The sequence below is a fragment of the Mesorhizobium sp. B1-1-7 genome (assembly GCF_006442705.1).
GTDB lineage: Bacteria > Pseudomonadota > Alphaproteobacteria > Rhizobiales > Rhizobiaceae > Mesorhizobium > Mesorhizobium opportunistum.
In genome coordinates, this window is the sequence record NZ_VFWQ01000016.1 from 111,123 (window position 1) to 136,790 (window position 25,668).

At 62.8% G+C, this 25,668-nt stretch carries 28 protein-coding genes and 1 pseudogene; 8 read left to right on the forward strand and 21 right to left on the reverse strand.

Features of this window, described 5'->3' with window-relative positions:
- Positions 1 to 9: 9 nt before the first annotated feature.
- From FJ978_RS25430 to FJ978_RS25455, 5 genes are all read right to left on the reverse strand, one after another.
- Complete coding sequence (locus FJ978_RS25430; RefSeq protein WP_181176767.1) at positions 10 to 1,791, reverse strand: C1 family peptidase; 1,782 nt, start codon at positions 1,789 to 1,791, stop codon at positions 10 to 12.
- A gap of 415 nt (positions 1,792 to 2,206) precedes the next feature.
- On the reverse strand, positions 2,207 to 2,965 hold the full coding sequence (pth, locus tag FJ978_RS25435; protein WP_140574859.1) for an aminoacyl-tRNA hydrolase: 759 nt from the start codon (positions 2,963 to 2,965) through the stop codon (positions 2,207 to 2,209).
- Between the two features lie 23 nt (positions 2,966 to 2,988).
- On the reverse strand, positions 2,989 to 3,627 hold the full coding sequence (locus FJ978_RS25440; protein WP_013893485.1) for a 50S ribosomal protein L25/general stress protein Ctc: 639 nt from the start codon (positions 3,625 to 3,627) through the stop codon (positions 2,989 to 2,991).
- A gap of 353 nt (positions 3,628 to 3,980) precedes the next feature.
- On the reverse strand, positions 3,981 to 5,009 hold the full coding sequence (locus tag FJ978_RS25450; protein ID WP_246678201.1) for a hypothetical protein: 1,029 nt from the start codon (positions 5,007 to 5,009) through the stop codon (positions 3,981 to 3,983).
- 199 nt (positions 5,010 to 5,208) lie between these two features.
- On the reverse strand, positions 5,209 to 5,634 hold the full coding sequence (locus tag FJ978_RS25455; protein ID WP_140574861.1) for a MarR family transcriptional regulator: 426 nt from the start codon (positions 5,632 to 5,634) through the stop codon (positions 5,209 to 5,211).
- Positions 5,635 to 5,783: 149 nt separating this feature from the next.
- On the opposite strand from FJ978_RS25455, the gene FJ978_RS25460 reads away from it, so the two are divergent.
- Positions 5,784 to 6,641, forward strand: coding sequence for an alpha/beta hydrolase (locus FJ978_RS25460; RefSeq protein ID WP_140574863.1), 858 nt, complete (start codon positions 5,784 to 5,786; stop codon positions 6,639 to 6,641).
- 69 nt (positions 6,642 to 6,710) lie between these two features.
- Here the strand turns inward: FJ978_RS25460 and FJ978_RS25465 are convergent, their stop codons facing one another.
- The gene (locus FJ978_RS25465) at positions 6,711 to 7,946 is read right to left on the reverse strand and encodes an MFS transporter (RefSeq protein ID WP_031250357.1); all 1,236 of its coding nucleotides are present in this window, start codon (positions 7,944 to 7,946) and stop codon (positions 6,711 to 6,713) included.
- Between the two features lie 151 nt (positions 7,947 to 8,097).
- On the opposite strand from FJ978_RS25465, the gene FJ978_RS25470 reads away from it, so the two are divergent.
- Positions 8,098 to 8,982 (forward strand): helix-turn-helix transcriptional regulator, encoded by an 885-nt coding sequence (locus tag FJ978_RS25470; protein ID WP_140574865.1) that lies wholly within the window; start codon positions 8,098 to 8,100, stop codon positions 8,980 to 8,982.
- Positions 8,983 to 9,094: 112 nt separating this feature from the next.
- Here FJ978_RS25470 and FJ978_RS25475 read toward each other — a convergent pair whose 3' ends face one another.
- The 8 genes and pseudogenes from FJ978_RS25475 to FJ978_RS25510 form a co-directional block, all read right to left on the reverse strand.
- Positions 9,095 to 10,030 (reverse strand): ribose-phosphate pyrophosphokinase, encoded by a 936-nt coding sequence (locus FJ978_RS25475; protein ID WP_023768826.1) that lies wholly within the window; start codon positions 10,028 to 10,030, stop codon positions 9,095 to 9,097.
- A gap of 156 nt (positions 10,031 to 10,186) precedes the next feature.
- A complete protein-coding gene (locus FJ978_RS25480; protein ID WP_140574867.1) occupies positions 10,187 to 10,801 on the reverse strand; it encodes a hypothetical protein in 615 nt (204 codons plus the stop codon).
- A 43-nt stretch (positions 10,802 to 10,844) separates the two neighbouring features.
- Positions 10,845 to 11,996: a Xaa-Pro peptidase family protein gene (locus FJ978_RS25485; RefSeq protein WP_013893493.1), complete on the reverse strand. Its 1,152-nt coding sequence runs from the start codon at positions 11,994 to 11,996 to the stop codon at positions 10,845 to 10,847.
- Entirely contained in the window at positions 11,996 to 12,790 is a 795-nt protein-coding gene (gene pgeF, locus FJ978_RS25490; protein ID WP_140574870.1) for a peptidoglycan editing factor PgeF, read from the reverse strand. Before pgeF ends, FJ978_RS25485 begins: the two co-directional genes overlap by 1 nt.
- A gap of 103 nt (positions 12,791 to 12,893) precedes the next feature.
- Positions 12,894 to 13,982: a class I SAM-dependent methyltransferase gene (locus FJ978_RS25495; RefSeq protein ID WP_140574873.1), complete on the reverse strand. Its 1,089-nt coding sequence runs from the start codon at positions 13,980 to 13,982 to the stop codon at positions 12,894 to 12,896.
- Positions 13,979 to 14,839: a prolipoprotein diacylglyceryl transferase gene (gene lgt, locus FJ978_RS25500; RefSeq protein WP_140574875.1), complete on the reverse strand. Its 861-nt coding sequence runs from the start codon at positions 14,837 to 14,839 to the stop codon at positions 13,979 to 13,981. Before lgt ends, FJ978_RS25495 begins: the two co-directional genes overlap by 4 nt.
- Positions 14,840 to 14,976: 137 nt before the next feature.
- Complete coding sequence (locus FJ978_RS25505) at positions 14,977 to 15,216, reverse strand: BrnA antitoxin family protein (protein WP_013893497.1); 240 nt, start codon at positions 15,214 to 15,216, stop codon at positions 14,977 to 14,979.
- Positions 15,217 to 15,337: 121 nt separating this feature from the next.
- A pseudogene (locus FJ978_RS25510) lies at positions 15,338 to 15,484 on the reverse strand (type II toxin-antitoxin system ParD family antitoxin); the annotation flags it as partial.
- A gap of 176 nt (positions 15,485 to 15,660) precedes the next feature.
- On the opposite strand from FJ978_RS25510, the gene FJ978_RS25515 reads away from it, so the two are divergent.
- From FJ978_RS25515 to FJ978_RS25525, 3 genes are all read left to right on the forward strand, one after another.
- On the forward strand, positions 15,661 to 15,963 hold the full coding sequence (locus tag FJ978_RS25515) for an accessory factor UbiK family protein (RefSeq protein ID WP_013893498.1): 303 nt from the start codon (positions 15,661 to 15,663) through the stop codon (positions 15,961 to 15,963).
- 344 nt (positions 15,964 to 16,307) lie between these two features.
- Positions 16,308 to 16,808: a YbjN domain-containing protein gene (locus FJ978_RS25520; protein ID WP_013893499.1), complete on the forward strand. Its 501-nt coding sequence runs from the start codon at positions 16,308 to 16,310 to the stop codon at positions 16,806 to 16,808.
- 25 nt (positions 16,809 to 16,833) lie between these two features.
- Positions 16,834 to 17,193: a tRNA-binding protein gene (locus tag FJ978_RS25525; RefSeq protein ID WP_013893500.1), complete on the forward strand. Its 360-nt coding sequence runs from the start codon at positions 16,834 to 16,836 to the stop codon at positions 17,191 to 17,193.
- A 212-nt stretch (positions 17,194 to 17,405) separates the two neighbouring features.
- Here FJ978_RS25525 and FJ978_RS25535 read toward each other — a convergent pair whose 3' ends face one another.
- From FJ978_RS25535 to FJ978_RS25550, 4 genes are all read right to left on the reverse strand, one after another.
- Complete coding sequence (locus FJ978_RS25535) at positions 17,406 to 18,428, reverse strand: glycosyltransferase family 1 protein (protein ID WP_140574880.1); 1,023 nt, start codon at positions 18,426 to 18,428, stop codon at positions 17,406 to 17,408.
- 276 nt (positions 18,429 to 18,704) lie between these two features.
- Entirely contained in the window at positions 18,705 to 20,120 is a 1,416-nt protein-coding gene (locus FJ978_RS25540; protein ID WP_140574883.1) for an ATP-binding protein, read from the reverse strand.
- Positions 20,121 to 20,147: 27 nt separating this feature from the next.
- On the reverse strand, positions 20,148 to 20,867 hold the full coding sequence (locus FJ978_RS25545; RefSeq protein WP_013893504.1) for a response regulator transcription factor: 720 nt from the start codon (positions 20,865 to 20,867) through the stop codon (positions 20,148 to 20,150).
- Positions 20,854 to 21,384, reverse strand: coding sequence for a MarR family transcriptional regulator (locus FJ978_RS25550; RefSeq protein WP_013893505.1), 531 nt, complete (start codon positions 21,382 to 21,384; stop codon positions 20,854 to 20,856). Before FJ978_RS25550 ends, FJ978_RS25545 begins: the two co-directional genes overlap by 14 nt.
- Positions 21,385 to 21,645: 261 nt before the next feature.
- Between FJ978_RS25550 and FJ978_RS25555 the strand changes: the two genes are divergently transcribed.
- The 3 genes from FJ978_RS25555 to FJ978_RS25565 all read left to right on the forward strand — a co-directional run bounded on the left by FJ978_RS25555 (position 21,646) and on the right by FJ978_RS25565 (position 23,836).
- The gene (locus FJ978_RS25555) at positions 21,646 to 22,539 is read left to right on the forward strand and encodes a branched-chain amino acid aminotransferase (protein WP_140574885.1); all 894 of its coding nucleotides are present in this window, start codon (positions 21,646 to 21,648) and stop codon (positions 22,537 to 22,539) included.
- 145 nt (positions 22,540 to 22,684) lie between these two features.
- Positions 22,685 to 22,999, forward strand: a complete 315-nt coding sequence (locus FJ978_RS25560; RefSeq protein ID WP_013893507.1) for a hypothetical protein — start codon at positions 22,685 to 22,687, stop codon at positions 22,997 to 22,999.
- 198 nt (positions 23,000 to 23,197) lie between these two features.
- Positions 23,198 to 23,836: an MBL fold metallo-hydrolase gene (locus FJ978_RS25565; protein WP_140574888.1), complete on the forward strand. Its 639-nt coding sequence runs from the start codon at positions 23,198 to 23,200 to the stop codon at positions 23,834 to 23,836.
- Between the two features lie 106 nt (positions 23,837 to 23,942).
- On the opposite strand, the gene FJ978_RS25570 is transcribed toward FJ978_RS25565, so the two are convergent.
- The 3 genes from FJ978_RS25570 to FJ978_RS25580 form a co-directional block, all read right to left on the reverse strand.
- Positions 23,943 to 24,371: a BA14K family protein gene (locus tag FJ978_RS25570; RefSeq protein ID WP_013893509.1), complete on the reverse strand. Its 429-nt coding sequence runs from the start codon at positions 24,369 to 24,371 to the stop codon at positions 23,943 to 23,945.
- Between the two features lie 178 nt (positions 24,372 to 24,549).
- Complete coding sequence (locus FJ978_RS25575; RefSeq protein ID WP_008877668.1) at positions 24,550 to 24,762, reverse strand: cold-shock protein; 213 nt, start codon at positions 24,760 to 24,762, stop codon at positions 24,550 to 24,552.
- Between the two features lie 299 nt (positions 24,763 to 25,061).
- Positions 25,062 to 25,274, reverse strand: coding sequence for a cold-shock protein (locus FJ978_RS25580; protein WP_006202520.1), 213 nt, complete (start codon positions 25,272 to 25,274; stop codon positions 25,062 to 25,064).
- Positions 25,275 to 25,668: the final 394 nt, after the last annotated feature.

Genomic DNA, 25,668 nt, shown 5'->3' on the forward strand with positions numbered 1-25,668 from the left:
ACCGTCGCCTCAGTTCCAGCCGTTGCTGGGAGCCGTCTGCCAACGATGATATAGGGCGAGATCCGTGCCGCGCACGAAGACTTCCATACGGCCGTCCTTGTTGTTGACGATCACCGTGTCGCCGACGATGCCGCCGCCCAGCGATGCCCAGCCGCTCCAGCCATTGCTCGGCGCGGTCTGCCAGATATGCCAGCAGGCCCCGTCAGTGCCACGGGCGAAGATTTCCATGCGCCCGTCGGCATTGTGGCCGAGCGCCGGCGCGCTGGTGATGATGCCGCCCAGCGATGCCCAGCCGCTCCAACCATTGTTGGGCGCGGTCTGCCAGATGTGCCAGAGCGCATTGTCGGTGCCGCGCCCGAACACTTCGAGGCGGCCGTCCTTGTTCTGGCCAACGGCAAGGTCGCTGGTCAAAATGCCACCCAGCGAGGCCCATGAACTCCAGCCATTGTTGGGGGCTGTCTGCCAGAGATGCACCACAGCCCCGTTGTTGGCACGGGCGAAGACCTCGATGCGGCCGTCCTTGTTGTTGGACGCTACCGGATTGCCCGATATCTGGACGCCAAGCGAAGCCCAGCCGCTCCAGCCCCGTTGCGGGCCGCCCTGCCAGATGTGCCAGAGGCCGCCGTCATTGCCCCTGGCGAAGACTTCTATCCGTCCGTCGACATTGCGCACCGCACTCGGGTCGCTGGTGATGCCGCCACCGAGCGAAGCCCAACCGCTCCAGCCGCTGCTGGGCGCTGTCTGCCAGATGTGCCACAGGGCGCCGTCTGCTCCCCTGGCGAACGCCTCAAGCCGGCCGTCGGCATTGCTGATGACGGCCGGGGTGCTGGTGATGATGCCGCCCAGCGATGCCCAGCCGCCCCAGCCATTGTTGGGCACGGTCTGCCAGATGTGCCAGAGCGCGTTGTCGGTGCCGCGCGCGAAAACCTCGATGCGGCCATCCTTGTTGTTGCCGGCGACGGCTTCGGTGGTGAGATTGCCGCCCAACGGCTGCCAGCCGGACGATGGCAGGATGATGCCGGTTGCACCGTACATCGGATACAGCTGGCCGTCATACTTGAAGTCGTCATAGCTGATCTTGCCAAAGCCGCCGATGCCCCAGGTCGTGTCCCACGAGTTCTTGACGATCCAGCACTGCTCCGCCTCGGAATAGCCGATGACGAGAACGCAGTGGCCGCCGGCGACATCGCCGGTGACGTGGTGGTAGACGCCGCCGGAATAATTGAAGAAGTCATTGTAGACGGTGAAGCAGCCGGCGACCGGACCGACACTGCTGAGATGGTTCTTGATTGCGTTCGCATCCACCAGCTTGTGCACGGCCGTCAGCTTGCTGATGCGCGCCGGACGGTTCGGCGCGGCGTGGCAGGCAGGCGGGCCGCTCCAGATATCGTTGTTGGGGAATGCCGACGGGTAGGGGAAGCCGGCTTCGTCGCAGACGCCGCGTCCCTTGATCTGGTCGAGGCACTGGTCGGGCCACCAGCCGCCGCAATTGGCGCCGTGCGATGAGCAGAAATGCGAATCGGCTTCCGACAGGTCGAACCAGCGGCCGGTCTCGATATGCGACATCGCCTCGATAAGGCCGACGGAGCCAAACGAGACGCAGGAGCCACATCCGCCCTGGTTCTTGACCGGGGTAATATGATTGCCGTTCTTGTTGCGCCAGTCGACGGCGGGCGCAAAACCCGGCGCCGCGGCGAGCGACGGCGGCTGGTTGCGTGCCGCCGCGACCAGGGCGATGGCTTCATTGCTGGGAATGGCGCCCAGCATCTGCAGGCGTTTTTGGGGGTCCATCAGCGAGATCGGGGTCTCGGCGGCCCGCCATCTGGCGTTGTTGGTTGTCAGGGCTCTGCTGAGCGCAGAGAACGTCAAAGGATTTCGGGCCATAAACAGTCCCCTCGTGTCGGTTGAAACGTGCGACTGCTCGGCAAAGCCGAAAGGCATGCGACAACCACACCTTGCATCCATGGCCTTCCGCGAGGTGGTGGTCTGTGAGGGATTTCACTATTGGATATGCTGACGGCGCATCGGCGGCCCAAGCTGCATCGGTCTGGAAGCTTCAGGCGGTGCTCGCTGCTTTCGCGCGGGCAGACAATTCCGGCAGCTCTATCCAGGCGATCGCATGGTCAGGGATGCATCAGCCGTGGCGGTCTGAAATTGTCAGCCGGCGTTCGTTCGCTCCGGGAATGGTCGCCCGGCGGCAGCCGTTTCAGCCGTCGTTTTTGCCGAACAGCTTTTTCAGCATGGCGGCCATCGGGCCACTTTCCGGCAGCTTGGCCGGCGCCTGCTGCGGGCGCGCCTGGCGGATGTGGCTCTGGGCTTTCGGGCCTTGCGCCTTGGGGGCCTTGGGCGGCGGGCGGTCATCGTCGCCGGTCGGCACGAGCTTGTCGCGCAAGGCGAGCGTCACCCGGTTCATGAAGGAATTGTCGTCGCCCTTGGCCAGCAAGCCGGCATCGTCGGCTATGGTGTCGAGCAGAACGTCCAGCCATTCGCGGTCGGCCTTGGCGAAGTCGCCGAGGACATGGCCATGCACCATCTCCTTGACGCCGGGATGGCCGACGCCAATGCGAACACGGCGGAAGTCCTTGCCGACATGCTGGTCGAGCGAGCGGATGCCGTTGTGGCCACCGGAGCCGCCACCGACCTTGACCCGAACCTTGCCCGCTGCAAGGTCGATCTCGTCGTAGAAGACGGTGAGTGCCTCGGGGCCAAGCTTGTAGAAGCGCAGCAATTCGCCGACCGACTGGCCGGACAGGTTCATGAAGGTCTGCGGTTTGATCAGGATGATCTTTTCGCCGCCGAGCGTGCCCTCGGCGATCAGGCCCTGGAATTTCTTCGACCAGGGCGAGAAGGAATGGCGGCGGGCGATTGCGTCCGCCGCCATGAACCCGACATTGTGCCGGTTATCAGCGTATTTCGCGCCCGGATTGCCGAGGCCTGCAAAGACAAGCGCTGTCTTCTCTGGCATCGTCAGCTCCAGGCGTGAAAGAGTTACTTCTCTTCGGCGGCCGGAGCCGCTTCCGGTGCAACCTCGGCCGTCTCTTCCGTCTCCGGCTTCATCGCCGACGAACCGGCAATGGTTGCGACGGTGAAGTCGCGGTCGGAGATCACCGGCTTGACGCCGGCCGGCAGCTTGACCGCCGAGATGTGGATCGAATCGCCGATGTTGGTGCCGGTGAGATCGATGGTGATGAACTCCGGGATCGCATTGGCCGGGCAGTGGAACTCGACTTCGTGACGCACGATGTTGAGCACGCCGCCGCGCTTGATGCCGGGCGACTTGTCCTCATTGATGAAGTGTACAGGCACGTCGACATTGACCTCGGTGTCCTTGCCGATACGCAGGAAGTCGACATGAACAGGGAAATCCTTGACCGGGTCGAGCTGGAAGTCCTTAGGCAGGACCTGGATCTTCTTGCCGTCGACATCGATCGTGGCGATCGTGGTCAGGAACCCGCCGCCATGGATCTTGTAGTAGATGTCCTTGTAGGTGAGAGCGATCGCCAGGGGAGGCTGCTTGTCACCATAGATTACTGCAGGCACTTTACCGTTGCGGCGAACTGCACGGGCGGACCCCTTACCGACCTGTTCGCGCGCTTCGGCCTTGAGCTCGTAAGTATCGTGGCTCATGGCTTTTCCTTTCGCGTGTTATGGAGCGTTTGCGGCGGGCAATACGCCCAAGCCGTAAACGTCGAAAGCCGCCAGTCCTGGATGTCCGAATGCCGGCAGCCGCTCACGCGGACCTTTGTTCGGGATCACAAGGGGAAGGCAGCCTTCCGCCGCGTTGCCTCCAAGGGTGTCTACGCGGGTGGCGCTCTATAGCCGAAGGCGGGCAGGCGTGCAAGCCATGGCGGGGCAGTCGCCAGCCCGCCTGGTTCTGATCGCGGATCAACGCGTCACGCAGCGCCTGGATCTGCCGGATTAGCGCGCCAAGTTCAGCCAGCGTCGTGCCCGAGCGCGTGGGCAACAGCCGATGGTAGGCACTACTGCCGCGACATGAACTTAAGCCACTGGCGGCGGAGCTTCTGGGTCAAAGTGCGTTTGGGTCGTGCTCGGGAGGTGATCTGCACGCGCCAGTCCGGAATATCCCAGTCCGGAACATAATTGCCGGGTTCCGTGCTTGCTGCTCGAACCTTCAGCGCCAGCCATGTCATGTCGACAGGCGCGCATCCATTGGCCAGCAACCGGTTGGTGAGCATCTGCTCATTGAGAATGGCGCGGGCCTTGCTCTCGAAAAACGGCAGCGTTTCAGGCGTAAGATCGAACCTGGAATGCCAGACTGTCCATTTGCTGCCTCCGTCGCCGGTGAGCCAACGCAGCAAAAACCGCTGACATCCTTGCGAGATCGGCGCGTCTTCACGGAAGGGCTGCTGGGGGTTCCCGCTGAAAATCGGCGTGTTCCTGCCGACGCTTACCAAAGATCCCAGGCTGCTGAGTTGCCGTGGGCGCATCAAGATGAACGAACTGCGGAGCCAGGCCTGCGAAGCGATTCCGAAAATCGAAATGGGTTCGTCGTGAAAATCAATGCGGCCCAGCGCTCCCTGCAAGCCAAGCAGCGACCGTAACGAGCCGCCATCAATCAACTTGAGATGGTCAGGTGTGGATGCCGCGAAGGCCGAAGTGGCCAAGTGAACCAGATCGTAGTCATGAAGTTTGGCACCGATATGATTGATGCCACAGTCCCACGCCGAGAACTCCCAATCGACGTTCGACGCGCCGATCAGTTCGACCTCGGGGTCGAGATCGGAGCCATGACCGACCGGCAACGAGTTGTCGATCACGAGCATGCGATGCGCAACATCCGGCAACTGGTGGGCGAACATAGCTCGCAAGTCCTGCCAGGCGGTCGGATACTTCTGGGTCCCGTGACGCACCAGAAGGGTCAAAACACGAAGCGGGGAAGCGTGCATGGCGAATCCAGGCGCACCGTTTTCCAGCGTCAAAGCCTTCTTCCCATCAAGCGCGAACGGATCTTTTTCAATGTCTTCTCGAGGCGCAAAGAACGCAAGCAAGTCTTGAGAATTTCCCCACTGTTATAGGTTATGACGAAGCCACTTATTTTGGGGTTGTTGATACCCATTTACCCCACCTTTTCTGCAGCATTGCTCGTGCAATACCCTATAGTAGAATAGAAAGCCTATGGGTCATTCGACACGAATCGACTGCTCCAGTTCGTTTCGTGCAAGCCTGAAAACAAGAAGACGAACGGGCCTATTCGCCGATCAACGCGTCACGCAGCGCCTGGATCTGCCGGTTCAGGGCATCCAGCTCGGCCAGCGTCATGCCCGAGCGCTCGACCAGGGTTTCGTTCAGGCAGTTGCACTGGACGAGCAGCGAGCGTCCGGCCGATGTCAGGTCGACCTGCACCTGGCGCTCGTCGGTCTGGCTGCGCTGGCGGGTGACCAGCCCCGCCTGCTCCATGCGCTTCACCAACGGTGTGATGGTGCTCGATTCCAGAGCGAGGCGGTGGGCGATGGAGCCGACCGACATGCCGTCGGCCTCCCCAAGCGCGTTGAGCACCAGATATTGCGGATAGGTGATCCCCATCTCGTCCAGCATCGGCTTGTAGGTGCGATTGATCGCCATCGAGGTGGCATAGAGCGTGAAGCAGAGCTGATTGTCCAACGGGAGGGGCACGACGCATTCCTTTGCCGATTAATCACGAGATGCGTACCACGAAAAATGATATCGCGATACATATTTTTATAGACAAGGCCTTCGAGTTGCGTTAGCGATATTGGTGTCGCGATATTGTTTATCGCAATAATAATCAAAGGAGATTTGAGATGGCTTCGCAGACAAAGTCTGGCTCGGGCAGCGGCACGATCACCACCCAGGATGGCACGCAGATCTACTACAAGGACTGGGGAACCGGTCAGCCCATCGTCTTCCATCACGGCTGGCCGCTGAGCAGCGACGATTGGGACGCCCAGATGCTGTTCTTCCTGGCGCAGGGCTACCGCGTCATCGCCCATGACCGGCGTGGTCATGGCCGTTCCACGCAGACCGATGTCGGCAACGAGATGGACACTTACGCCGCCGACGTCGCGGCACTTGTCGCGCATCTCGACCTCAAGGACGCCATTCATGTCGGCCATTCGACCGGGGGCGGCGAGGTGGCGCGTTATGTGGCGCAGTACGGTGCCGGCGGGCGCGTCGCCAAGGCGGTGCTGATCGGCGCGGTGCCGCCGATCATGCTCAAGACGCCTTCCAATCCAGGCGGCCTGCCGGTCGAGGTGTTCGACGGTTTCCGCGCCGCCCAGGCCGCCCACCGCGCCCAGTTCTTCCGCGATGTTCCGGCCGGCCCGTTCTATGGCTTCAACCGTCCGGGTGCAGAGGTGTCGCAAGGCATCATCGACAATTGGTGGCGCCAGGGCATGATGGGCGGCACCAAGGCGCATTACGATTGCATCAAGGCCTTTTCGGAAACCGACTTCACCGAGGATCTGAAAGCAATCGACGTGCCGGTGCTGGTTATGCATGGCGACGACGACCAAATCGTGCCCATCGCCGACTCGGCGCTGCTGTCGATCAAGCTGCTCAAGAAGGGCGAGCTCAAGGTCTACAAGGGGTTTCCGCACGGCATGGCGACAACCCACGCGGACGTCATCAACGCCGACCTGCTGGCCTTCTTCAAGGCATAGGGCCGTTCGGAACGAAAAAAGCACCCGCCGTCCGGCGGGTGCTCTCCTTGCGTGGGTTTCAGGTCTGATCTAGGCGGCCGCCTGTGCCTTCCTGGCTTCCTTCATGTTGGGCAGGAACACGGTCAGCAATCCAAGAAACGGCAGATAGGAGCAGATCTGGAAGACGAAATCGATGCCCTTCATGTCGGCGACGACGCCGAGCACGGCGGCCGCGATGCCGCCCATGCCGAAGGCGAAGCCGAAGAAGATACCGGCGATCATGCCGACGCGACCGGGCACAAGTTCCTGCGCGAAGACAACGATGTTGGAGAAGGCCGAGGACAGGATCAGCCCGATCAGCACCGTCAGCACCATCGTCCATTCCAAATTGGCGTAGGGGAGCGCCAGCGTGAACGGCAGCACGCCGACGATCGAGAACCAGATCATCGCCTTTTGCCCATAGCGGTCGCCGAACGGGCCGCCGAGCAGGATGCCGAGCGCCGAGGCGCCGAGGAACAGGAACAGCATGACCTGCGACATCTGCACCGAAACGCCGAACTTATGGATGGAATAGAAGGTGTAGTAGCTGGCGAGGCTGGCGATGTAGGCGTTCTTGCTCAACACCAGCAGCGTCAGCACGATCAACGCGTTCATCACCTTGCGGCGCGGGAAGGGCGAGACGAAGCTTGCCGCCTTGCGATTGCCTTGCGCGGCGCGCAGGCGGCTATACCAGCCGCCGACCTGCCACAGGATGACGATGCCGATCAGCGAGCCGACGGCGAACCAGGAGATGCTGGTCTGGCCGAAGGGCACGACGATGAAGGCGGCCAGCAAGGGGCCCATCGACTGGCCGAAATTGCCGCCGACCTGGAACAGCGATTGCGCCAGGCCGAACCGGCCGCCGGAAGCGAAGCGGGCAATGCGCGAGGATTCCGGATGGAAGATCGCCGAGCCGATGCCGATCAGCGAGGCGCCGATCAGGAGCAGGTAGTAATGCCCGGCATAGGCCAGCACGACCAGGCCGATCAGCGACGAGGCCATGCCGTAGGGCAGGGAATAGGGCATCGGCCGCTTGTCGGTGACCATGCCGATGATCGGCTGCAGCAGGGATGCCGTCACCTGGAAGGTGAAGGTCAACAGGCCGATCTGCCAGAAATCGAGACCGTAATTCTCTTTCAGAAGCGGATAGATGGCCGATAGCAGCGACTGCATGATGTCGTTGATGCAGTGGCACAGGCTCACCGCCAGGATGACGGTGAAGGCCGTCGCCTGGGCTGAAGCGGCGGTCGCGGGGGAAGCGACGCTGGTGGCTGTCGTATCGGTCAAGATAGGCTCCGTGGTCTTTTTGGCGGGCACGCCCGCGGGCAATCTGACGGACGCTCCTGCGGCCGCCTTAGGGACGGTTGCCTTATAAGCTGCTTGCCGCGCGACTTCTTTCGTGGTTTGGTCCAATAGTTTCGCGAGTGGGCCATACAAGATGCCGCATGGCAGGGAAATCTTTCGCGCCGGCAATGCCGACCTCGGCAAATTGCACGAAAGCCGCTGGCAGTGGCTGGAGCAGGTGGCCGGGCCGGCGGTGGCGTTGCCGACCGAATATCCCGACGGTTACCACGTGCCCCAGCACCGCCACAGCCGCAGCCAGTTGCTGCATGCGCTGGTCGGCGTCGTGCTGGTGACGACGCGGCACGGGCGCTGGATGGTGCCGCCCGACCATGCGATGTGGATTCCGGCCGGCACCGAGCATTCCGTCGAAATGCTGGGCGATGTCTCGATGCGCTCGGTCTATGTCATGCCGGGCGCGATCGCCGGACTGCCGGAAGGGTTGCGCGTCGTCGGCGTCACCGACCTGATGCACAGCCTGATCGTGGAATCGGAAAAACTGCCGCAGGGCGGTGAGCTGGAGGGGCGCGGCGGGCTGATCATGAACCTGCTGCTGCACGAAATCCCGACCTTGCCGGAGCGGCCGCTCGGGCTGCCGTTCCCGTCCGATTCGAGGCTGGCGGCGCTCTGCCGGCGTTTCGTTGCCGCGCCCTCGCCACATGCGACGATCGACGAGTGGGCCGATGCCGCCGGCATGAGCCGCCGCTCCTTCACCCGCGCCTTCCAGCGCCAGACCGGCCTGTCGCTGTCGACATGGCGCCAGCAGGCCTGCCTGTTCGCCGCGCTGCCGAGGCTCGCCGATGGCGAGCCGATCACCAGGGTGGCGCTCGATCTGGGCTATGACAGCGTGCCGGCCTTCATCACCATGTTCAAGCGGATGCTCGGCACCTCGCCGCGCGGCTATATGCGCGGCGCACGCGAAAGCGTGGAGGTCGCCCGTCGCCTGATCGGCCCGGTTCGGCTGGAAAGCCCGGCACCGTAGCGGCAACCATTTAGGGCAGTTCACTGTTCAACGGAAACGGTGAACTGCTCTAACTCTTTGTTTTGACGTAATTCCGGACGGAAAACCGTTTCACACTTTTCCTGGAATTACTTTAATCGAAAAGGCTCGACACTGATTCCTCGGTGGCGGTGCGCGAGATGGCTTCGCCCATCAGGTCGGCGATCGAGATGACGCGGATGTTGGGCGCGTCGAGCACGGCCTGCGTCGGCTGGATGGAATCGGTGATCACCAGTTCCTGCAGCTTCGAGCCGCTGATGCGGGCCACCGCTCCGCCCGACAGCACGCCATGGGTGATGTAGGCGGTGACGCTGGTGGCGCCGTTGGCCAGCAGCGCGTCGGCGGCATTACACAGCGTGCCGCCGGAATCGACGATGTCGTCGATCAGCAGGCAGTCCTTGCCGGCGACGGCGCCGATGATGTTCATGACTTCCGATTCGCCCGGGCGCTCACGGCGCTTGTCGACGATGGCCAGCTGGGCGTCGAAGCGCTTGGCCAGCGCGCGGGCCCGCACCACGCCGCCGATGTCGGGCGACACCACCACGACATTGCCGAGCTGCTTGTATTTCGCCTTCACGTCGCGGGCCATCACCGGCACCGAAAACAGGTTGTCGGTCGGAATGTCGAAGAAGCCCTGGATCTGGCCGGCATGCAGGTCGAGCGTCAGGACCCGGTCGACGCCGGCACGGGTGATCATGTTGGCGACCAGCTTGGCCGAGATCGGCGTGCGGCCCGATGCGCGCCGGTCCTGCCTGGCGTAGCCGAAATAGGGGATGACCGCCGTAATGCGTTTTGCCGACGAACGCATGAAGGCATCGATCATGATGAGCAGTTCCATCAGGTGATCGTTGGTCGGGAACGAAGTCGACTGCAGGATGAAGACATCCTCGCCGCGCACGTTTTCCTGGATTTCGACGAAGATTTCCTGGTCGGCGAAGCGCCTGACCGTGGCCTTGCCCAGCGGGATGTTGAGATAGCGGGCGACCGCTTCGGCCAGCACCCTGTTGGAATTGCCCGCGAAGAGTTTCATGCACCGTTCCTGGTGGAGGATGGAGAACCCGGACAGACTCTCCTGCACCTTTTAACCGGGCTTTTAGCGGCCCGCGCCGGTATTGCAAGCGCCGAGATGGGGAATCCGCCGGCTAAGCCTAGGAAAACTTCACGCTCATCACTGGCAGGCAACACCTCAGCCGGCCTTGCCGCCGAGAAACGCCGTGAACTGGTCGATCGTCTGGTCGGCGATCGCCTGCATGGTGGCCGGCGCCACCGCTTTCCAGGCGTCGGCGCTGCCTCCGGAATTGACTGAAGGCGCTTTCATCTGGCCGTTGATGCGGTGCAGCCGGTTGCCGGCCGGGTCGTAGACATCCCAGACATAGATGACGGTGGTGTCCTTGCCTTCGGAGATCGCCGAGAAATAGCCCTTGAGCACATGGGTTGCGGTCTGATCCTGGCTGCCGGCCAGCGTGATGCCACGCTGCTTGGCCCGCGTCTGCAGTTCGGCCGTCAGCGGCGTGGCGGCTTCCACCGAAGCGCCGACGATCGGCGCGATCTGCAGGCGTGTCTTCGACAGGATGGCAGCGCTTTGGGTCGACGTGAGCGGCGCGGCAGTGGTTGCAGGAGCACCGGCGGTGGTGGTGGCCGTCGATGACGGCGCTGGAATAGTGGCCGCGCCTTGCGCTTCCGGCGCCGAGCCCGCCGGCGGGGTGATGGCGGAAGGTTCGAGAACGTCCTTTGCGTTGGTGCAGGCGGCAAGAGCCAATGCCACAAGCAATGACACGGTCGTCACATGCGATCGTCTCATTTGCCTTCTAACTCCTTGGCGAAGAACGCCTCCCATTATGGATTCACTGTACGATCAAGTCGAGATCATGGCGGGACAGCGGCTTCGGCTGGGATTCGGTGGTCAGATAGGTGCGGCCAAGCGTCATTGCCGTCTCCGCCTCGGAATCCATGATGATCATGTGGGCGAACAGCGTCATGTTCGGCGCGATCGGCTCGGGGTTGCCCTGGTAGAACATCGGCATGTCCATCCAGGACGGGGTGAAGCGGGCGCCGACCGAGTAGCCGCAGGCGTTCAGCCGATGCTTGGTCAGGCCATGCGCTTCCATGGTGCGGGCGTGGGCGTCGAAAACATCACCGAAGCTGTTGCCCGGCGTCATTGCCTTTTCGACGGCAAGAAGGGCCGCGCGGGCCGCGTCGAACAGTTCCTGATGGCGCTTCGAGACCTTGCCGGTCAGCACCGTGCGCATCATCGGCGCATGGTAATGATGGAAGACACCGGCCCATTCCAGCGTCAGCTGGTCGTTCTTGGTGAGCTTGCGGCGACCGGCCTTGTAGCGGCAAAGCAGCGCGTCGATGCCGGAGCCGATGATGAACTCGTTGGCCGGATAATCGCCGCCGCCGGCAAAGATCGCACCTTGCATGGCGGCCAGGATCAGGGCTTCGTCGCCGCCCTGCTTGATCAGTGGCAAGGCCGCGTCCAGCGCGTCGTCGGAGAGGTTGGCGGCCTTCTCGGCCTTGGCGACTTCGGCCGGGCTCTTGAACAGGCGCAGCCGACCGACGATGCCGGATGCATCGGCGATCTGGCCGAAGGTCTGCAATTGCTCGTCGAGCCGCCGGCCATTGAAGGCGGTCAGGCCGTGGGTGTCGTATTCGACGCCGATGCGGGCGCCGAGCAGGTCGAGATCGTTGAGCAGATTGCGCAGGTCGACCGCCGGATTGGCGCCGTCGCGGTCGGTCCACAGCACGATGTTGTCGATGATGGAGGTGTGGCGTGCCTGGCGCAGGTCGGCCGAGCGGGTCAGAAGCACCATCGAGCCGTCGGCCTTCACCACCAGGCACTGGAAGAAGCAGAAGCCGAACGTGTCGTAGCCGGTCAGCCAGTACATGCTTTCCTGCGCGAACAGCAGGATGGCGTCGAGCTTCTTTTCGGCCATCTCGATCATCAGCCGGTCGCGCCGCGCGTCGAATTCCGATCGTTCAAAATGCAGCGCCATTATTCTTTCTCCAAAACGATGGCCGAAACCTGCCGGCCGTAATCGGATTCCCCACGGTGCGTGGTGCGCCGGTAGGAATAGAACAGATCTTCCTCGGCATAGGTACAGCGGCCGAGGCCCTCAGCCTTTACGCCGGCCCTGGCCAGCCGGTCGACCGTGTAGCGGTTGAGATCGAACATGGCGTGGCCGGCATGTGCCGAAGGCGCGAAATAGCCGGTGTTTTCCGCATCGGCCTCGACGAAGCGGGCGACGAATTCCGGCCCGACCTCGTAGTTTTCGGGGCCGATCGAGGGGCCGAGCACCGCAATGATGTTTTCACGCCGGGCGCCGAGGCCTTCCATGGCGGTGATGGTGTTTTCGAGCACACCCGTGAAGGCGCCTTTCCAGCCGGCATGCGCCGCGCCGATGATGCGCGCTCCCATGTCGGCGAAGAGTACGGGGCCGCAATCGGCGGTCGAGGCGCCGATGGCGATGCCCGGCCGGTCGGTGACGAGGGCGTCGGCCTTGGGCCGTTCGCCGGCAAAGGGTTCCCTGGCGACAATGACATCGGGCGAATGGACCTGCCAGGCGGTCAACAGATGGTTCGGCGGCACGCCCATCCAGGCGGCGACACGGCTGCGGTTCTCGGCCACCAGCGCCTGGTCGTCATCCGACCCGGTGCCGATGTTGAGGCCCTGGTAGATGCCGGTCGAAACGCCGCCTATGCGGGTGAAATAGCCATGGCGGATGCCCTGTGCCTGCGCCTTGTCCAGCAGCGGCGACCGAACGGGATCCGGTTTGGTCTGATTCAGCATGTGGGCGTTGTTGTCCGTGTGGGCGGTTTCGTCAAGAAAAAGCGACCGGCGGTTCCACCGCTCTTTTGCCGGACGGGAGATTGGGAGGGGTAACGGTGAAAAGTCAATCCGCCGTGGCAAAGGGGCGAATGGCCACGCCACGCGGGACGATGGCAAGCACCTTGAACAGATCGCCCATCGCCTGCGGGCCGGCGAGGCGTTCGACATCGCCGGCGATCTTGTCACGCGCCGCCTGGCCGGCATCGGCGCCGAGCCGGCCGGCACGCTCGAGAATGCCCATGCCGAGCAGGAAATCGCCCTGCCTCGACAGATAGGGGTCGAGGCCATGCGCGCGCACGATTGCGGCAAGGGCGGCGAAATCGACGTGGGAGGTGAGGTCGGCTTCGCCGGGATTGGCCAGCACATCTTCGTGATTGTGCTTGCGCAGGGCCTGCAGCGTGTCGCCGACACCCGGCCGCAGGTGGCCATAGTCAGGGAACAGTCCGGCGCCGCCATGACTGGATATGCGCTTGGCGATGGCTGCCATCAGGGCGGAGCGGGCCGGCGCCACTTCGGCGATCGCACCTTGTGGTGCCTCGCCGGCGTCGGCGGGGAGCAGCGTCGGGTCGACCGAGCCGGCGCCGGCGAAGAAGCAAAGTTCGTCCTTGTCGTCGAGGCCGACCATGCGCTCGCGCCAGCCGGAGCCGGCACGGACGAACTGGCGGATGGGCACAGCGTCGAACAATTCGTTGCCGACGATCAGCAGCGGCTGCCGTGGCAGCGTGTCGATTGTTTCGTGCCAGCCAACCGCGAAGGGCGTCGCGCCAAGCGTCTGTTTCTGGATCTCGGCGAGGCGCGGGCTGGTCTCGACCATTGCGAAGGCAGCGCCGTTGGCCAGGTCAGGTTCGAGCCGTGACAAGGTACGCAGCATGTCCTTCATCAGCGTGCCACGGCCGGGACCGATCTCGGCGATGGTTACCGGCATCGGCCGGCCGATCGCAGCCCAGGCCTGGTAGAGCCAGACGGCGACGAGTTCGCCGAACATCTGGCTGATCTCCGGCGCGGTGATGAAGTCGCCGGCGGCGCCGAAGGGCTCGCGCGTCGTGTAGTAGCCGTCCGCGGGGTCGAACAGGCACAGCGCCATATATTCGTTGACGGGGATCGGGCCCGTCGCCTCGATCAGGTCGACGATGCGGGTCTTCAGCCGCGTCATGTCGCCTGCGGCTCTGCTTGCGTCACCGGCCTGGCGGTTGCCATCGCCCAGATGCCGGCCAGCACCATAGGCGTCGACAGGATCATGCCCATGGTCAGCCAATTGGTGCCGAGGAGGTAGCCGAGCTGCTGGTCGGGCTCACGGAAGAACTCGACGAAGATGCGCGACAGGCCATAGCCGCAGATGAAGGCACCGCCGACGAAGCGCGGCGTCTTCAGCTTGAGGCGCGAATGGGTGAGGATGCGCAGCACGAGGAACAGCACGACGCCTTCGAGCAGGGCCTCGTAGAGTTGGCTGGGATGGCGGGCAAACGGCCCGCCATTGGGGAATTCGATTGCCCAGAGCACGTCCGTCGGCCGGCCCCAGAGTTCCGAATTGATGAAGTTGGCGACACGCACCAGGCCAAGGCCGACCGGCACGCCGGCGGCCACGACATCGAACAGCGACCAGGTGCGGATGCCGCGCTTGAACGAAAACAGCGTCATGGCGAGGATGACGCCGAGCAGGCCGCCATGGAACGACATACCGCCTTGCCAGACGGCGAAGATGTCGAGTGGATGGGCAACGTAGCGCGCCAGATCGTAGAACAGGACGTAGCCGGTGCGGCCGCCGAGCACGACGCCGATGGCCGCCCAGACGATGAAGTCGTCGAGGTCCTCCGGCTTCATCGGCAGGATGCCGTCGGGCCACAGCTTCGGGTTGGCGGCGAGCCGTTTGGCGTACCACCAGGCGAACAGGATGCCGACGATGTAGCCGACGCCGTACCAGTGCACCGCCAGCGGCCCGATCTGGATGAGGATCGGGTTGATGTTGGGAAACGGCAGCGAGGCCAGCGGCAGCAGGAAATATTCGTTCAACGGGGAGCTCTCGGTTGCGAACGCGTTTGGGCGCGGACCATGCGGCAGGGTTTTGGCAGGGTCAAGGCAAGGTGGTCGGCGTCAAAGGTCGGATCGGATCACCCTTGCAGGCCCATCGCGCCGTGCAGACGGTGCGCTCAATCCCGAGGCTTGGCGGCCACCAACTGCCGCAACGCGTCGTTGATCCTATCCTGCCAGCCGGGCCCATCTTCCTGGAAATGATCGAGTACGGCCCGGTCGATCCGGATCGAAACCAGCTCGCGGACATTCGGCGCGGAGGAAGCTTCGCGAATTGGCGGTGCCGGCTTCTTCACCGGTTTGAAGGCAGCTTCGGCGGCTGCCATCGGATTTGTCGGTCGGCGCGGGGGCGTTGCCATTGGTTGACCCTGACTGAAAGCGACTCATGCTCGACGCAAGTCGCGAAGAAACATCACAATAGGCGACTTGGCGCCATTTCGTATAGAAGGAACTGCTCGAGAGTCCCTGCCGGCGCAGATGCTACTTCGGCGATTTCACCAGCAATGCCTTGTACTTGGCTTCAAGGCGGTCAAACACCTCTTCGGCTGGTTTGACCCGCCCTGCGTCGGCATCGCTGATGCCTTGGGCAAGCGCTGCGTCCAGCGCGGCAAGGCGTCGGTCCAATTCCGCATTAATGGCCACAGAAGACTCCCGTCAAAATGCTCTTACCATGATGATGGTAACAGCTCTTGGCTTATCAGTTCAGATCAAATCGCATCCGACTTGATGCCGCACTAGCCCTAAACCTTCTTGCATTCGGCGCGCCGCGCCACTACGTCAATTTCAGCAACCGAGGATTTGCCATGTCGACCGGACCGAACCGCATTCTCGATGAATTCGCCAAGCTGATGACCGATGCCGCAGGTGCCGCGCAAGGCGTTCGGCGCGAGGTCGAGACCGCCTTCAAGGGCCAGGCCGAGCGTATCCTCAACACGATGGATGTGGTGCAGCGCGAGGAATTCGAGGCCGCGCGCGAGATGGCCGCCAAGGCCCGGGACGAGAATGCCCGGCTTGCCGCCCGTATTGAATCGCTCGAAGCCAGGCTCGCCGAACTGGCCGGTGATGCCGCACCGGCGGCGGCGGCAAAGCCTCGCGCAAAAAAATAATCGTTAAACTTTTCCACATAGTGCGAGTCTGAAAAGCGCTTTGCCGTGAATCGCTTAACGGCATTGCATGAATCTTTGTGACAGCGCCTTTCCACATGCGAATGCCGCAGTGCGAAAAATTGGGCTGTTCACGCGACTCCCGATCAATAGACTGAATTTGTTGCATGATTCGGAGCAGGGTCATGCGGCCGGGCGGTGGGGTCCGGTCTGGGGTCTTTGCGTCGAGAAGCAGTCTTTTGCGCGAAGAAAGTCCTGGCCGTCCGAGTTCTAGATCAGATTGTTCGTTGTGTGTGCCCTCCCGCGGAGCGTGTGGCGGCGCTCCTCAGAACGACAGGAAGCATTCCATGGAACTTCTCGAACTCGAATTCTCCCGCGAAATCCATCCGGTGGATGTTATCGAGCAGGTGGCCCACAACAACGACTGGTCCTTCGAACGGGCCGGCGACGACGAGATTTCGATCTCGGTTGCCGGCAGTTGGACCGACTATCACGTGTCCTTCTCCTGGATGGAGGATTTCGAGGCGCTGCATCTGGCCTGCGCCTTCGACATCAAGGTGCCGGAGACCCGCGCGCTGGAAGTGATGCGGCTGTTGTCGCTGATCAACGAGCAGATGCTGTTCGGCCATTTCGATCTCTGGGAGCAGGAAGGCGCGATCATGTTCCGCCAGTCGCTGCTTTTGGCCGGCGGGGTCGAACCGTCGAGCCAGCAGGTCGAGGTGCTCTTGTCCTCGGCGCTGGAAGCCTGCGAATGCTATTTCCAGGCGTTCCAGTTCGTCGTCTGGTCGGGAACTTCGGCCAAGGACGCGCTGGCCGGCGTGCTGTTCGAGACCTATGGCAACGCCTGAACCCCTGTAGGCAGACAAGACCGAGATGAGTTCGAGCAGCGAGCGCAAGCCGCAGATCAGTTTTGCCGACTTCGATCGTGTCGACATCCGCGCCGGCACGATCGTCGAGGCCGAACCGTTTCCGGAAGCGCGCAAGCCGGCCTTCAAGCTGAAGATCGATTTCGGGCCCGATATCGGCATCAAGAAGTCGTCGGCGCAGATCACCAAATACTATACGCCGGAAACGCTTGTCGGCCGGCAGGTGTTCGCGGTGGTCAATTTCCCGCCGCGCCAGATCGGGCCGTTCATGTCGGAAGTGCTGACGCTGGGTTTTCCCGATGAGGAGGGCGCCGTGGTGCTCGGCGCCATCGAGCGCAAGGTGCCGGACGGCGGACGGCTGTTTTAGGGAACCCACCGCCGCGTTCCTTGACGCCCCCCTCTGCCCTGCCGGGCATCTCCCCCTCAAGGGGGGAGATTGGCAGCTTCGTCCCACCGCTTCTTTTGCAGCGTTGAAAATTGGCGAAAGCAGTCACGACATCTAATCTCCCCCCTTGAGGGGGAGATGTCCGGCAGGACAAAGGGGGGCGCCGTCCCGCTGCGTTTTCAGATCAGCCTTCGTCAGGCTGCCAGCTTCCGTGTCCTGCCCAGTGCCTCCTCGACCGCATCGAGAAACATCTCCGCGCAAGCCTTCCAGCTGTAGCGCATGGCGCGTTCTCGAGCCTGAGTACGGTCGACGTTGAGGGCGGCAAGCGCTGCCTCGCGCAAATCGTTCGAGACCGCGCCGCCAAAGCCGTCGCCGACGATGTCGATCGGCCCGGTCACCGGATAGGCGGCGACCGGCGTGCCGCTGGCCAGCGCCTCGATGATGACGTTGCCAAAGGTGTCGGTGCGGCTGGGGAAGACGAAGACGTCGGCCGAGGCATAGATCTCGGCCAGTTCGTCATTGGGGCGGTGGCCCAGGAAATGCGCCTGCGGGTACCTTGCCTTGAGCTTGGTGAGTTCCGGTCCCTCGCCGACGATCACCTTGCTGCCTGGCAGGTCGAGGTCGAGAAAGGCGGACAGGTTCTTTTCGATGGCGACGCGGCCGACGCAGAGGAAGACGGGGCCGGGAAAGCCGAGGTCCTTGCGCTTGTCCGGGCGGAAATGGTCGGTGTCGACGCCGCGCGTCCACGGCCGCAGCTTGTTGAAGCCGCGCGCCGAAAGATCGTCGGCGAGCGACTGGGTGGCAACCAGCGTGCCCTGGCCGGAATTGTGGAAATCACGCAGCCAGCGATAGGCCCAGCTCTCCGGTACCGGCAGGCGGGCGCTGAGATATTCAGGAAAGCGCGTGTGGTAGCTGGTGGTGAACGGCCGGCCGGCATTGCGGCAATAGCGCCGCGCCATGATGCCGAGCGGCCCTTCGGTGACGATGTGGATGTGGTCGGCCTTGTAGGCATCGATCAGTCGCGCGACGTGGCCGGGCGTGGTCAGCGCCAGCCTGATGTCGGGATAGGTCGGCAAGGGCAGCGTTCGGAAGATGTTGGGTGTCAGGAAATCCACCGCGACGTCGAAGGATTTCAGGGTTTCGGTGAGCCGCTCCAGCGTATGGACGACGCCGTTGACTTGTGGGCGCCAGGCGTCGGTGACCATCAAGATGCGCATGGCGGCCCTTTGCTGGAAAGGTCGACGGTTGCTTTGAGACGATGCCGGAACGGCGACCCGCCTGCTGCCCGCGCTTGGCTCCAGCGCACCTTGGCGGGTACGGGATCGAAGTGAGGCGGCAAGGACGAATCAAGTGTAGTCGCGCGTTTCATGCGCGCTCTTGATCATGATTTCATGACGGGCGGATGAAGCAGCCTTCCGACTGGGCATGATCTCGGACAACGGTTTCCGTTTGTCCGAGAAAAGCCGGTTCTACTTTCCGGGATCGTGCCGCGGTCAGGCTGGAACCTTGATCACGGCCCGCAATCCGCCGAGCGGACTGTCGTCGAGGGTGATGTCGCCGCCATGGCTGCGGGCGATGTCGCGGGCGATCGACAGGCCGAGGCCGGTGCCGCTGGCGTCGAGGTTGCGGGCTTCGTCGAGCCGCACGAAGGGCTTGAACACCTCTTCGCGCCTGCCGTCGGGAATGCCCGGGCCGTTGTCGTCGATGGTGACGACAAGCGAGCCACGGCCATGGTTGGCGTTGACCTCCACCGTCTTGGCATAGCGGAAGGCATTGCCGATGACGTTGGACAACAGCCGGGCGAAGGCGTTCGGCCGCACATGCACGGTCGGATCGCCGACGAGCGTCGTCGACAGTTTGCATTTGCGCAGGGCCGCTTCTTCGCCGAGCTTCTGGAAATAGGCTTCGAGGTCGAAGCGTCCCGGGTCTTCCGAGGCCTCGCCTCGGGCAAAGGAGAGATAGCCTTCGAGCATCGACTGCATGTCGTCGATGTCCTGGTTGAGGGCTGCCTTGGTCTCGGCTTTGCCGCCGGCCAGCGCCAGCTGCAGCTTGAAGCGGGTGAGGATGGTTCTCAGGTCATGGCTGACGCCGGTCAGCATGGCGGTTCGCTGTTCGATCTGGCGCTCGATGCGCTCGCGCATCTGGATGAAGGCAAAGCCGGCGCGGCGAACCTCTTCGGCCCCGCGCGGGCGAAAATCGCGCGGCATCGGCCGGCCCTTGCCGAAGCTCTCGGCGGCTTCGGCAAGCGTCAGGATCGGCCGGATCTGGTTGCGCAGGAAGGGGATGGCGATCATCAGCAGCACCAGCGAGGTGCCGACCATCCAGATCAGGAAGATGTGGGTGTTCGAGGCATAGGCCTGGCTGCGGCGCACGAAGACGCGCAGCACCTTGCCCTCGAGCTGGACGCGCACCTCGACGATGTTGGAATTGCCGACCGTGTCGATCCAGAACGGGCGGTTGATCTGGCGGGTGATCTCGGCCGAGAGGACGTCGTCGAGGATCGAGAAGAAGGGCTTCGGCCCAGGCGGCGGCAGGGGGTCGGGCGGCAAGAGGTCGACCTTCAACTGCATGCGGTCCTGCGCGATGCGGATGATGTTGGCGTAGTCGGCATCGTGCGGATAGGTCTCGATCAGATCGATGATGGCGGCGATGTCGCGCACGGTGGCTTGCGACAGCCGCTGCGTCACGGTCGCCCAATGACGCTCCATGAAGACGAAGGCGACGACCGATTGCAGAAGGATCATCGGCGCAATGACGATGATCAGCGAGCGCGCATAGAGGCGCTTGGGCATGTAAAGCGAAACGAGCCGCCAGAACCGGTTCCAGATGCGCGGCACCGTCCTGAGAGTTCGCGTGGCGCGTGCGCTCAAGCCGTCATTTTCCGGCTGTTCCAGTTCCGTGGTCGCCATTGGCTCTTTTCATCCGCCGCCGGTACTCTATTCCACGCTGAGCCGATACCCAATACCGCGCACAGTCTGCAGCCAGACCGGGTTGGACGGGTCGCGCTCGATCTTGCGGCGCAGCCGGTTGATCTGGACGTCGATGGTGCGCTCGCCGACCTCCGAATCGTCGCCGACCAGTTCGTGGCGTGGAATGGTCTCGCCGGCGCGCGCGGCGAAGATCGCCAGGATCTCCTGCTCGCGGTCGGTCAGCTTCAGCGCCTCGCCGCCGCGCTTCAGTTCGCGACGGGCGATCTGGAAGGTGTAGGGGCCGAAGACCAGCTGTTCGACCTTGGGCGTCGTCGCCGGGCCGCCGCGGCGCAGGATGTTGTTGATGCGCAGGATCAGCTCGCGCGGATCGAAGGGTTTTGGCAGATAGTCGTCGGCGCCGGCCTCCAATCCGGAGATGCGGCTGTCTGTTTCCGACAGCGCCGTCAGCATCAGGATCGGCACGTTCTTTTCGGCGCGCAGCGATTTGGTGAGATCGACGCCGCTTTCGCCCGGCATCATCACGTCCAGCACGAGCAGGTCGAAATCGAGGCCGGCGAGCTTGCGCCGGGCTTCGTCGGCATTGCCGGCAACGGTGACGCGAAAGCCGTTCTCGGTCAGATATTGCTTGAGAAGATTGCGGATGCGGGTGTCGTCGTCGACCACAAGCAGATGCGGCGCGTCGTCGTCCGGTGCGGCCGCCTGATCGACCCTCTCAGTGCTCTCCATGGCTTTTCCCTGACATTTTTGCGGACCCAACGTCGATCTGGGCTCTCAGTTCCGGATTGACCATCGCTTCGAGGAAGCGTTCCACCAAGGTCCGTTCGGTGGCTCCGGAATCTTCCAATGCAGCACGGATGCGGCGCGACTGTGGCCGCGCCAGGGCCAGAGCCAGCGCACGGCCCTTGGCCGTCGGATAGAGTTCGCGCTGGCGGCGGTCGCGCGGACCTTGCAATTGCACGACATGGTCGGTGTCGATCAGTTGCTTGAGCACGCGCGCCAGGCTCTGCTTGGTGATCTTGAGCACGTCGAGCAGTTCGGCGACCGTCAGGCCGGGCCTGCGGTTGACGAAATGCAGCACCCGGTGGTGGGCACGGCCGAAGCCGTAATCGGCCAGGATCTGATCGGGATCGGAGGTGAAGTCGCGATAGGCGAAGAAGAACAGCTCGATGATGGCGAAGTCGATGCCGTCCTCGTCGGAGATCGCGGTCCTGATCGGTTTCCCTGCGTGGCTTCGATCCGTCATCATTTCTCCATGGGAAAGGGATATTATGTCAGTACTATTGACGTAATTTCCCTGCAATGGTAATTTTTGACAAGCTTTTGGGCGGATTGCGAACGAAAAGGCAAGGCAAGCCGGTTTTTCCGGAACTTCCTGAGTTTGCCAGAGCGTGAATATCCGCTTACGCTTCGAGACACCGGCCGGCGTCTCCAAACACATGGCACGGCCAAAAAGAACACGCAACGACACTAACGATATGCGGGCCACGGCCCGCGGGAGGTTACCATGGCATCCGTTCCCTTCGACCAACTGGACGGCTTCATCTGGATGAACGGCGAGTTCGTCCAGTGGGGCGACGCCAAGATCCACGTGCTGACGCACGGCCTGCACTATGCCAGCGCCGTCTTCGAGGGCGAGCGCGCCTATGGCGGCGAGATCTTCAAGCTCAACGAGCACACCGAGCGCCTGCATGAATCGGCGCGCCTGCTCGGCTTCAAGATTCCCTACTCGGTCGCCGAGCTCAACGACGCCTCGACCACACTCTTGAAGAAGCAGGGTTTCCAGGACGCCTATGTCAGGCCGATCGCCTGGCGCGGCAGCGAACAGATGGGTGTTTCGGCGCAGAACAACCGCATCAACTGCGCCATCGCCATCTGGCAGTGGCCGAGCTATTTCGACCCGGCGCAGAAGCTGAAGGGCATTCGTCTCGACGTCGCGGAATGGCGCCGGCCCGACCCGCGCACGGCGCCGTCCAAGTCGAAAGCCGCCGGCCTCTACATGATCTGCACCATGTCCAAGCACGCCGCCGAGGCCAAGGGTTATGCCGACGCCATGATGCTCGACTGGCGCGGGCAAGTCGCGGAAGCAACCGGCGCCAACATCTTCTTCGTCAAGGACGGCAAGATCCATACGCCCATGCCCGACTGCTTCCTCGATGGCATCACCCGCCGCACGGTCATTGGCCTGGCCAAGGATCGCGGCCTTGAGGTCATAGAACGCGCCATCATGCCGGAAGAGCTTGAGGGCTTCGAGCAATGTTTCCTGACCGGGACGGCGGCGGAAGTAACGCCGGTTTCGGAGATCGGACCTTACCGATTCGAGGTCGGTGAAATCGCCAAGAATCTCATGAACGACTATTCTGTCGCGGTTCAGCCGAAGCACGCGATAGCCGCAGAATAACGAAACTCACAGCTTTTCGCGCAAGTAGGGGCGGTTTTCGGGCCGCCCCTTTTATTTCAGCGTTTCTGCATTTGACTTTCGTCCAATTCGGCGTCTCATGATGCTGTCGGCCCGGGAGGCTGGCAGCTATGGAGGGACTAATCATATGGACATGAACACGCTTCTTCCGATCATCATACAGGTGATTACAGGCATCATCGGTGGTCAGGCGGTCGGTGCGGCGCTCAAGACGGCAGCGATGGGTCAGCTTCCCAAAATCCTGGGCGGCGCCATTGGCGGTGTCGGCGGTGCGGCGATCCTCGGCAGCCTGCTCGGCGGCACGGTCGATCCGGCAGCGGCAGCGGCGGCAACGAGCGGTCTCGGCAGCGCGCTCAACCTGCAGAACATCGTCGGCGGCGCCGGCGGCGGCGCGATCCTGACCGGCATTCTTGGCGCGGTCATGGGCGCCATGAAGAAATAAGCCTGTCATCTCGGACTGGCCAAGTGGGCGGCTTCGGCCGCCCATTTCCATTTCGAAGCGCCATTTCTGTTTTGAGGCGCCATTTTTGTTTTTGAAGTGCCACTTTTGTTTTTGAAGCGACTGGTTGTTCGTCTCTTCGAGGGTGGACGCCCTTCGCCGCTGCCTCTACATGACGGCCGAGATAGCGAAAGGACGATCATGGGTCAGCTCAATGCCGGCATCGTGCCGGTCACACCGTTCCAGCAGAACTGCACCATTCTGTTCGACATGGACGATAAGCACGGCGTGGTCGTGGATCCGGGCGGCGACATCGACAAGGTGCTGGCGGTGCTGAAGGACAATGCGATCACTGCCGGGGCGATCTGGATCACCCACGGCCACATCGACCATGCCGGCGGCGCGATGGACTTGAAGGAGGCACTCGGTATCGAGATCATCGGTCCGCATGCGGCCGACAAGCCGTTGCTCGACAATCTGGCGAACCAGGGCAGGCGCTACGGCATCGACGGTTCGCGCGATTGCGTCCCCAACCGGTTCCTCACCGAGGGCGAGACCGTATCGTTCGGCGGTCATGTGTTCGAAGTGCTGCACTGCCCGGGTCATGCGCCTGGCCATGTCGTCTACTACAACCGCGCGGCCAAGTTCGCCCATGTCGGCGACGTGCTGTTCCGCGGCTCGGTCGGCCGCACCGACCTGCCGGGCGGCGACCACGCGACGCTGATCGCGTCGATCAAGGACAAGCTGCTGCCGCTCGGCGACGATATCGGCTTCATCTGCGGCCATGGCCCCGGCGGCCGTTTTGGCGAAGAGCGCAGGACCAATCCGTTCCTGACTTGAAATCCTTCGGACTGGATCCGAGCCGACCTCAGAAAGTTCCGAAGTGGCAACACAACAAAAAAGCGCCGGCCATGCAGCCAGCGCTTTTTTGTGGGGCAGGGAAGCCTCAGTTTGCGGTGCAGAAATGCTGCTCGCCGTCATTGCCGGTGAAGGTGCCGGTACGCGAGTTGAAGCTGCGGTAGCGGTCGGAGCAGTACTCGTACCAGTCACGCGTCCACGGTTCGGCATAACGGTCGGCGTAGACCACCCGCGGCTCCGCGTAGTAGCGGCGGACCGGGGCCGGACGAACCACGACGTCACGATCGTAGTAACCGTCATCGTAGTAGCGGTCAGCGTCGGGCGGCGGCCGGTCATTGGCCAACGCGCCACCGATCAGGGCGCCGGCGGCGAGGCCGAGGACGCCGGCGGCAATGGCATCGCCATTGCCGTGATGGCCGTGATGGCGCCAGTCACGCGCGTTGGCAGCGGGCAGGGCCGCGAGCATGGTGGCGGCAACGGCGGTGGACAGCACGGCTGTCTTGAAAATTCGGTTCATCTTGGTCTCCTTCGTACCGGGCCGTGCAGTTTGCAGGGGATGCGGTCCGGCTTTACCAAAGACTAATATGCGACCGTGGCTGAACGGAGGCTGAACGGATTTCGACGGGTCGATCCAAAAAACGCTCGGAATCGAGCAGAACCGCCCTGTCGGGATCCGATCTGTATCCGAAGCCGGCTCAGCCGACCGACAGGTTGACGGCCTTGGGCCCTTTGCCGCGCTTGTCCGGCTCGGTGTCGAATGTCACTTTCTGCCCATCTTCGAGACCGGGAAGACCCGACGCCTGCACGGCCGAAATGTGGACGAAGACATCCTTCGCGCCATCGTCCGGCGTGATGAAGCCGAAGCCCTTGGCATGGTTGAAGAATTTGACGGTGCCGGTCTGCGGCATGGGAAGCTCCTTTGATCCCATAAACTCCAGTCTCGGGTCGGCAAATGCCCGAGAGGAAATTTGTCCTTTATTTTAGCGTCATCGGCAAGAGAAAGTTTTACAGGCACTTAATGCGTTGTGGTGCATGTCGTTGACCCAAAACCGGATCCGGTTTTGGGCGACATGCATTCAAGCTGCGTCGCTGACATGAAAAAGGCGCGACGAAAATCATCGCGCCTTCCAAAAACTGTTTGCATGCCCAGGGCCAAGCCCTGGTGCCTCGTTCGCACATCCGCAGGGACGTGCGACGCGTCGACGGTTCAGGCCGCGCGCAGGTTGACGGCCTTCGGGCCCTTGCCCATACGGTCCGGCTCGACGTCGAAAGTGACCTTCTGGCCATCGACCAGCGTGCGCAGGCCCGAGGCCTCGATCGCGGAAATATGGACGAACACGTCCTTGGCGCCGCCGTCGGGCGTGATGAAACCGAAGCCTTTGGTCGCGTTGAAGAATTTAACGGTGCCGGTCTGGGCCATTGGGGAAACTCCTTCACCCGTTCAGTCTTTGGTGGTCCTGCCCGCCACTGGCGTCGAGGGCAGTTCCCGGTGGTTGCTTTCGGCAGTCATGCATTGGCGCATGGTCAAACCCCCCGCCGAAAAACGGGGCCGTCAGAGATTCACAGTATCGGGGAAAGGTCGTCCAAAACGTTCCGCTCTCCGGGTCGCAAATGCCCGAACACGGAATTTATCGCACGGAAACGTGAAGGTTGCAAGATAGCCTCGCGGGCCGCCACATTGGGCGCATCCCGACGCAAGAATCGACCGATCTGAACGTCGATCGGCCGCAGATAGGCCTCGTTGCCGGGCGGGTCATCGGCCCACGGCCATGGTCAAGCATAGGCCAGCGACATCGGCGGCGCGGACCGATCAC